The following is a 7,222-nucleotide window of genomic DNA, read 5'->3' as shown; positions in this document are numbered from 1 at the left end:
TTCGGGTGTGTGGGACGGTTTGCACCCCCGTTCTCTGGTGGGGGTTTTTTGTTTGGGGGGGGGGGGGGGGGGGTGTTTTTTTGGGGGGGGGGGGGCGGGCCCCCCCCCCCCCCCCCGCCTCTTCATGCGTCGTCCGCCTCAGGTCGCGTGCACATCCTGAGTGGTGACGACGGGAACGTCGCCATGGTCCTGAGGGGCGACCGTGGCATGGCTGTCGGTCGCGAGGGCCGGCGCCGCCGAACCCGCGGCCGCCGCGGCTACCAGAGCCGTGGTGACCAGAACGCGCTTGACGAGTGTCATCTCAAATCCTTTACGGCAGGGATTCTTGAAGCGTAGGCGCGTCGGCCGCGCTCGCTAGTAGTGATATCCGGACATGCCACGACCGCGACGGCCCCCCCTCCGCGCCGTCGCGGTCGTCACCCCCGTCGAAGAGGTCCGGTCAGGCAGGTTCACCAGTGGCGTGGATGTCGCCCTGCGTGGTGGCCTCGCCGCCTGTGGCATGGATGTCCTTGACGGTGTTCTCGCCGCCGGTGGACGTCGCGTGGATGTCCTTCGGCTTGAGTACCGTCTCGTCCGTCTGCTTTTCACCCATGATCGATATCTCCCCTGTTGTGCACCATGTGCGTGATGGGCTGGGAGATGCCCGTCCGACGACTCCCCCGGAAGTCGTCGGACGGGCATCTCAGGGACCGTTCACCGTGGTGCGCCGGTCCGTGTCGTTCCGTCTGCCCCCCGATACGACGGCTCGACGTGCATCAGACTGGCGGGTAGCGATAAACGAACGATGAACGCCCCACTGGGGCCGGGGATCACGCCGCGGCGGCCGGTGACAGCAGCTCGCGTACCTCCACGGCCTCGGCCGAACCGAGGTCCTCGTAGATGGACAGCGCCTCGCGCCAGCAGACCTGCGCCCTGCCCGTCTGCCCGATGCCGTGCAGCGCCCGGCCCAGGACCGTGAGCACGTTCCCGCGCCGCCACTCTCCGCCGATGCCGCGCAGGACCGTCAGCGCCATCTCGGCGTTGGACGCGGCCTGGGCAGGCTTGTGCCCCTCCAGATCGGCCTCGGCCAGCCGGCAGAGCGTCATGCCCTCCCACAGCCGCTGGCGGCTGTCCCGGAAGACGCCCAGCGCCTCGTGGAGCCGCTGGGCGGCCTCGCCGAGCTGCCCGGCCTGGGTGAGCGCGAGCCCCAGCGCGTAGCGGCCGTTCGCGCCGCGCAGGGAGTGCCCCAGTCCGTCGTATATGTCTATGCCCTGCTGAGCCAGGGCGACGGCGCTGGACGTACGTCCGGTCGCCAGCCGGATCCGGGAGAGATTGCACAGGGCGCTCGCCTCACCGGCGCGGTCCCCCGCCGCCCGGAACCGCTCAAGGGAGCGCGTCAGATACTTCTCGCCCTCGGCGTGCCGGCCCTGGAAGAGCGCGATGACGCCCCGGGCGTTCGCCGCCCAGCAACTGGGCAGCGGGTCCTGCGCCGCCTCCGCGAGCCGGTGCGCCTGTCCGGCCTCGTCGTCCGCCTCCTTGAAGCGGCCGACCAATTGGTGGACATTGGCCAGAATCACCAGCGCACGCGCCTCGGCCCGCTGGTCGCCCGCCGCGTGGGCGGCCTCCCGCAGGACGGCGGCGGCCTCCTCGTACTGCTTGGAGTTGGCGCCGGACTCGGCCAGGTCGACGCAGGCCCAGAGGAGATCCACCGCCCGGCGCAGCGTCAGCGCACCCGAGCACTGGCGTACGAACGTCAGCAGACAGTTGGCCTCCGCGTACAGCCAGTCCTCCGCGTCGTGCCGGTCGGTGAAGGACAGGCCCTCGTACGACGTCGGCTCCAGGTGGTCCACCAGACGGTCCCCGGGGCGCTCCAGGGCGTACACGCTCGCGGCCGTCGCCAGGTAGAAGTCCAGCAGCCGCGAGAGCGCGGCCTCCCGCTCGGAGGGCGGCTGTTCGTCGCGCTCCGCGCAGGCACGTGCGTAGAGACGTACCAGGTCGTGGTAGCGGTAGCGGCCCGGTGCCGCGGATTCCAGCAGGGAGGTGTCGACCAGCGACTCCAGCAGGTCCTCGGCGTCGTGCAGCGGCAGGTCCAGTACGGCCGCCGCCGCGGCCAGCGAGAGGTCGGGGCCGTCGGCCAGGCCGAGCAGGCGGAAGGCGCGGGCCTGGGCCCGGTCCAGGGCGCCGTAGCCCAGTTCGAAGGTCGCCTTGACCGCGAGGTCGCCCGCCTGGAGTTCGTCCAGCCTGCGCCGTTCGTCGGCGAGTTTCGCCGCCAGGACCGAGACCGTCCAGGTACGGCGGGCCGCCAGGCGGGACGCCGCGATCCGGATGGCCAGCGGAAGGAAACCGCACGCCGCGACGACATCCAGCGCCGCCTTGCGCTCGGCGCTGACCCGCTCCTCGCCGACGATCCGGGTGAAGAGCTGAAGCGCCTCCTCCGGTGACATCACATCGAGGTCGACCAGATGCGCGCCCGCCAGATCGACCATCCTGACCCGGCTGGTGACCAGCGCCGCGCAGCCCTCCGTACCCGGCAGCAGCGGGCGGACCTGCGCGGCGTCCCGGGCGTTGTCCAGCAGGACCAGGATGCGCCGGCCGTCGAGCGTCGAGCGGTAGAGCGCGGAGCGTTCGTCGAGCGAGTCGGGGATCATGGTGTCGGGGATGCCGAGCGCCCGCAGGAACGAGCCCAGTACGTTCTCCGGCTCCGCGGCCCGGGTCCCCGCGCCCTGGAGGTCCACGTACAGCTGGCCGTCGGGGAAGGACGTCCGCGCCGCGTGCGCGACATGCACCGCCAGGGTCGTCTTGCCGACGCCGCCGATGCCCGCGAGCGCGGACACCGCCATCACGGACCCCTCGACCGTGGACAGCCGCTTGCCCAGCTCCCGTACGAAGGAGACGCGGCCGGTGAAATCGGGCACCGTCGCCGGGAGCTGCGCGGGACGCATGAAGGTGTGCGGCGGCGCGTGCTCCTCGACGGGGCGGGCCAGTTCGGCGTCCGCCTGGAGGATGCGCTGCTGGAGCTGGGCGAGTTCGTGGCGCGGGTCGACCCCCAGCTCCTCGGCGAGCAGCCGGCGGGTGTCCGCGTAGACGGCGAGCGCCTCCGCCTGCCGCCCGCTGCGGTAGAGCGCGAGCATCAGCAGCTCGCGCAGCCGCTCGCGCAGCGGATGCGCGGCGGTCAGCACGGTCAGCTCGGAGACCGCCTCGGCGTGGCAGCCGACCTCCAGGTCCAGATCGAGCCGGGTCTCGGTGAGCTGGAGACGCCATTCCTCCAGCCGGGCGCGCTGTGTCTCGGCGTACGGGCCGGGTACGGAGGCCAGCGCCTCGCCGTCCCACAGCCCCAGCGACTTGTTGAGCAGCGCGCGGGCCTGGTTGCGGTCCCCGGCGGCGCGGGCCTTCTCCGCGTCCGTGGCCAGCTCCTGAGCCAGGTTCAGGTCCAGCCGGTTCGGCCGGGTCCGCAGGGCGTAGCCGCCGGCCTCGGTGACCAGCACGCCGGGGGAGAGCCCCTTGCGCAGGCGCGACGCGTAGGTCCGTACGGCGGCCAGCGCCTGCGAGGGCGGTTCGTCGCCCCAGAGCGCGTCGATGAGTTCGCCGGCCGTGGCGGTACGTCCGTCACGCATCAGAAGGGCCGCCAGCAGGGCGCGTTGCTGCGGCGACCCGGGCGGCACCGGCTCCCCGCCGCGCCAGGCGCGTACCGGTCCGAGCACGCTGAAGCGCAGTTCGCCGGAGTCACCCGGCACGGCCGGAGCCCGCTGCTCCGGTACGCGCGGCCCGCCGTCACGTTCCATAGCTCCCCCTGCCTGCCGCCGCCGGTATCGCCTTCGACAGTCTGCCTTGTCGGAGGCTGTGCGTCAGCAGCGAGTAGCGGTCTGCACAAGCCCTCGACAGGATCGGGACAGGCGTCGACCCGGGTAAAGCGGAGCGCCGGACTCAGCTGACCAGTGGGTATGGGTATGACGGTGACCGTGCTGGTACGGACGATGGGGAGGCAGCGGCTGTGACCGATGTAATCGTGGTGGGTGCCGGTCCGACCGGGTTGCTGCTCGCGGGGGATCTCGCGGTCGCCGGACACTCGGTGACCTTGGTCGAACGCCGCCCGGAAGCCGTCGGAAATCTCACGCGCGCCCTCGTCGTCCACGCCCGCACGCTGGAGCAACTGGACGCGCGCGGACTCGCCGACGAACTGGTGGCGCGCGGATATCCGGTACGGGAACTGCGGCTGCTCACACGCACGTCCATCGACCTGACCCGGCTGCGCAGCCGCTTCCCGTACATCCTGGTCGTCGGACAGTACGAGGTGGAACGACTGCTCGAACGGCGCGCCCGCGAGGCCGGTGTCACCTTCCTGTACGACACGGAGGTGACCGGCGTACGGCAGGACGACGACAGTGCCGGCGCCGGTGCCGTCGCCGGGGTGGAGGTGCGGGCCGGCGGCGCGCACGCCGAGTCCGGGTCCGGGGCCCATTCCCATGCCCATTCCGGGTCCGATTCCCATTCCGGGTCCGGGTCCCGCACGCTCCGCGCCTCCTACGTCGTCGGCACGGACGGCGCCTCCAGTACCGTCCGCCGCTCCCTCGGGCTGCCCTTTCGCGGCTCCGCCGTCATCCGCTCGATGGTGCTGGCCGACGTCCGGCTGACCGAGACACCGCCCGCCCCGTTGCTCGCCAACGCCGAGGGCGACTTCTTCGCGCTGATCGGCACGTTCGGCGACGGCTGGTATCGCGTCATGGGCTGGAACCGCGCCCGGCAACTCCCCGACAGCGCACCCGCCGATCTCGACGAGGTGCGGGAAGCCGCCCGGCAGGCGCTCGGCTCCGACTACGGCATGCACGGAGCCCGCTGGATCTCCCGCTTCCACAGCGACGAACGGCAGGTGCCGCACTACCGAGTGGGTCGTGTCTTCCTCGCGGGCGACGCCGCGCATGTCCATTCCCCGGCCGGCGGCATGGGCATGAACACGGGTCTTCAGGATGCCGCGAACCTCAGCTGGAAGCTGTCGGCCGTGCTCGGAGGACGAGCGGACGACGCGCTGCTCGACACGTACGAGACGGAGCGTCATCCGGTCGGCGCCATGGTGCTGCGCGCCAGCGGGGTCATCATCCGGTTCGCGCTGACCGGCTCCGCCCCCCTGCGCGCCCTGCGGTCGGCCGGCTCCCAACTGCTCGCGCGGGCACACCCGTTCAGCGACCGCGTGATGCGCATGGTCACCGGCATCGGCATCGCGTACCCCTCCCCGCGCGGCGCCCACCCACTGGTCGGCAGGCGCGCCCCCGATCTGGCGCTGTCGTCCGGACGGCTGTACGAGGCGCTGCGCGCGGGCCGGTTCGTGGTGGTGGGACCGCGCGGGGATGAGCGCGTACGGTCGGTGGTGCCGGGCGACGGGCCGGTGCTGTACGCCGAGTCCGCACGCAACGCCACGCGTACGCTGCTCATCCGGCCCGACGGCTATATCGCCTGGGCGGCCGATCACCCGGACCCGGCGGGCCTGCGCCACGCGCTCACGGAGTGGACCGGCCGGCGGACCGGACCGTCGTAGCCCACCGGACCGAGGACGGCTCCGCTATCGCGCCGGACAGACATACTCCCGGCGCAGCCGGTGCGGACTGCACGCGACCAGATTGACGGAGAGGAACCGGCCGCCGGTCAACCACCAGCCTCCCACGACGTCATCACCGGCTGCCAAGCGCCGTACGATCTCATCGCGGTCGGCCGTCGGAGCGTAGGTGCCCGCGAAGGTCTCGGTGTGCTGTGTCAGTTGCCCGGCGTACCAGTCCGCGGCCTCTTCCGGCCCGGTGAACGTCGCCTCGATCCGGGCCGCGGATTTGAGCAGCCAGTCCGCGCTTTCGAGAGGCATCACCTGAGCGGACGGGAATTCCGGGTGTCCCGCGCGACGATGGGCGTCGCCGGGTTTCACCAATACGTCTCCGTGACCGAGCCATACGTACGCGTGATGGTGCGGCGCCACTTCTCTCCTTGACGTTCGGCAGGCGGCCCCGCCTCGATGCGCGGGGTCGCCCGGTTCAACGATGTGCCGTTACTTCCGGCCGCAGCCGTCGCCGTCGCCGCAGCCGCCGGAGGGGGCGCTTTCCTTGTCGTCGTCCCCGCTTGTGTCCTCCCCGCCGACCTTGACCAGCTCCATCAGGTGTCGCATGGTGACCTCCTGTGCCTTACCGACGCCCGGTCTGTCCGGGCGGGCCGATTGGTGCAGTGCTGGGCCCTTGTGGCCCGACCCGTTCCGGTCGGCGATTCCTTCGCCGGGAGTCCGGCCGGAACGGGGGTATGCGTACCGTCCGGAGACGGTGATGCGACCCTGACCCGATGCGGTCGCCATGGGTTGTGGGGCTCCGGCTCTCCCGGTGCCGATTGCGCTCTTACTCCGGGGGCCCGTAATCGGGGCACAGAGAATGCCCGCATTCGCACGGAGGCCAGCGCAGCGCCGACCCGGGTACGAGGTCGGTGTTTTCCCCTCCGGGAGCGCACTTCGGGATGGCGAGGAGGCCGTCCGTACCGAACTCTTCCGTCAACTGGGCCAGTAGCTTCCGCGCCTTGCTGTTTGTCATTCCGCCTCTCGTCTCAGTCCGTGGAGTACGCGCTCCAGGAGCGCCCTTGTCACCGGGTCGTACATCCGGGGGACGGATTCGGGCACAAGGCGCCAGAAGCCACCGCTGTGGACCGTGGCCTGGAGTTCGGCCATACGGCACGCCGTTCCAGAGGCTTGCTCGCACATGTCGGGCCTGTGCCTTCCGTCAAAGTCGCGCGCGGACCGTCTTGCCATCGCCGTGGCGCAAGAACCAGGAGAGGGAGGCGCCCAGGCCATGGACCAGTGGAAGCCCCCGACCGCTCTCGACATCGCCCGGAGGACAGCTCAGTTCGGTGAAACGCGGGAACCCCCCCACCGGATCGGACACATCGATGAAGAGGCCGCCGTCTTCCAACACCGCCACACGCAAAGTCAGCAGATGCTCCGGGATCCGTCCGTGGTTGATCGCGTTGGACACCAACTCGGAGACGATGAGTGCCGCGTCCTCCACATCGCCCCGCCAGCGCATCGCCGTCAGGTGGCGGCGGACATGTATCCGTGCGAGACGCACCGAGCCGTGCAACATCGTGTAGTTCATCGACCACTCACGGGCCACGGGAACGGTGTCCACTGGCTCGGTTCTCGTCACGATCACAGGTCCCCCTAACCAGCAGCCGGGTACAGGACCGGCCACGCTTGGGTCTCCAAGAGGTTTTAAGCAAACCGTGA

The 7,222-nt window shown here is 70.9% G+C and carries 6 protein-coding genes; 1 reads left to right on the top strand and 5 read right to left on the bottom strand.

Annotation, left to right across the window (positions count from 1 at the left end; translation table 11 throughout):
* Positions 1-138: 138 nt before the first annotated feature.
* The 3 genes from ACIRQP_RS11225 to ACIRQP_RS11215 form a co-directional block, all read right to left on the bottom strand.
* Positions 139-300: a hypothetical protein gene (locus ACIRQP_RS11225; RefSeq protein ID WP_403886843.1), complete on the bottom strand. Its 162-nt coding sequence runs from the start codon at positions 298-300 to the stop codon at positions 139-141.
* 139 nt (positions 301-439) lie between these two features.
* On the bottom strand, positions 440-592 hold the full coding sequence (locus ACIRQP_RS11220; protein ID WP_403886840.1) for a hypothetical protein: 153 nt from the start codon (positions 590-592) through the stop codon (positions 440-442).
* Between the two features lie 217 nt (positions 593-809).
* Entirely contained in the window at positions 810-3,761 is a 2,952-nt protein-coding gene (locus ACIRQP_RS11215) for a BTAD domain-containing putative transcriptional regulator (protein ID WP_403886837.1), read from the bottom strand.
* Positions 3,762-3,970: 209 nt separating this feature from the next.
* On the opposite strand from ACIRQP_RS11215, the gene ACIRQP_RS11210 reads away from it, so the two are divergent.
* Positions 3,971-5,509, top strand: coding sequence for an FAD-dependent oxidoreductase (locus ACIRQP_RS11210; protein WP_403886834.1), 1,539 nt, complete (start codon positions 3,971-3,973; stop codon positions 5,507-5,509).
* Positions 5,510-5,533: 24 nt separating this feature from the next.
* Here the strand turns inward: ACIRQP_RS11210 and ACIRQP_RS11205 are convergent, their stop codons facing one another.
* Both ACIRQP_RS11205 and ACIRQP_RS11200 read right to left on the bottom strand, forming a co-directional pair.
* Positions 5,534-5,827: a hypothetical protein gene (locus ACIRQP_RS11205; protein ID WP_403886831.1), complete on the bottom strand. Its 294-nt coding sequence runs from the start codon at positions 5,825-5,827 to the stop codon at positions 5,534-5,536.
* Between the two features lie 892 nt (positions 5,828-6,719).
* Positions 6,720-7,142 (bottom strand): ATP-binding protein, encoded by a 423-nt coding sequence (locus tag ACIRQP_RS11200; RefSeq protein WP_403886828.1) that lies wholly within the window; start codon positions 7,140-7,142, stop codon positions 6,720-6,722.
* Between the last annotated feature and the right edge of the window lie 80 nt (positions 7,143-7,222).

The sequence above is a fragment of the Streptomyces sp. NPDC102274 genome, assembly GCF_044766385.1.
Classification (GTDB): Bacteria; Actinomycetota; Actinomycetes; order Streptomycetales; family Streptomycetaceae; genus Streptomyces.
The sequence above is the reverse complement of the archived record's forward strand: the minus strand, read 5'-3'. Positions and strand labels throughout refer to the sequence as shown.

Bases quoted from the DNA above. Each gene is read 5' to 3' on its own strand.
- ACIRQP_RS11215 (WP_403886837.1), bottom strand. From the start codon at position 3,761: ATGGAACGTGACGGCGGGCCGCGCGTACCGGAGCAGCGGGCTCCGGCC.
- ACIRQP_RS11225 (WP_403886843.1), bottom strand. From the start codon at position 300: ATGACACTCGTCAAGCGCGTTCTGGTCACCACGGCTCTGGTAGCCGCG.
- ACIRQP_RS11205 (WP_403886831.1), bottom strand. From the start codon at position 5,827: ATGCCTCTCGAAAGCGCGGACTGGCTGCTCAAATCCGCGGCCCGGATC.
- ACIRQP_RS11220 (WP_403886840.1), bottom strand. From the start codon at position 592: ATGGGTGAAAAGCAGACGGACGAGACGGTACTCAAGCCGAAGGACATC.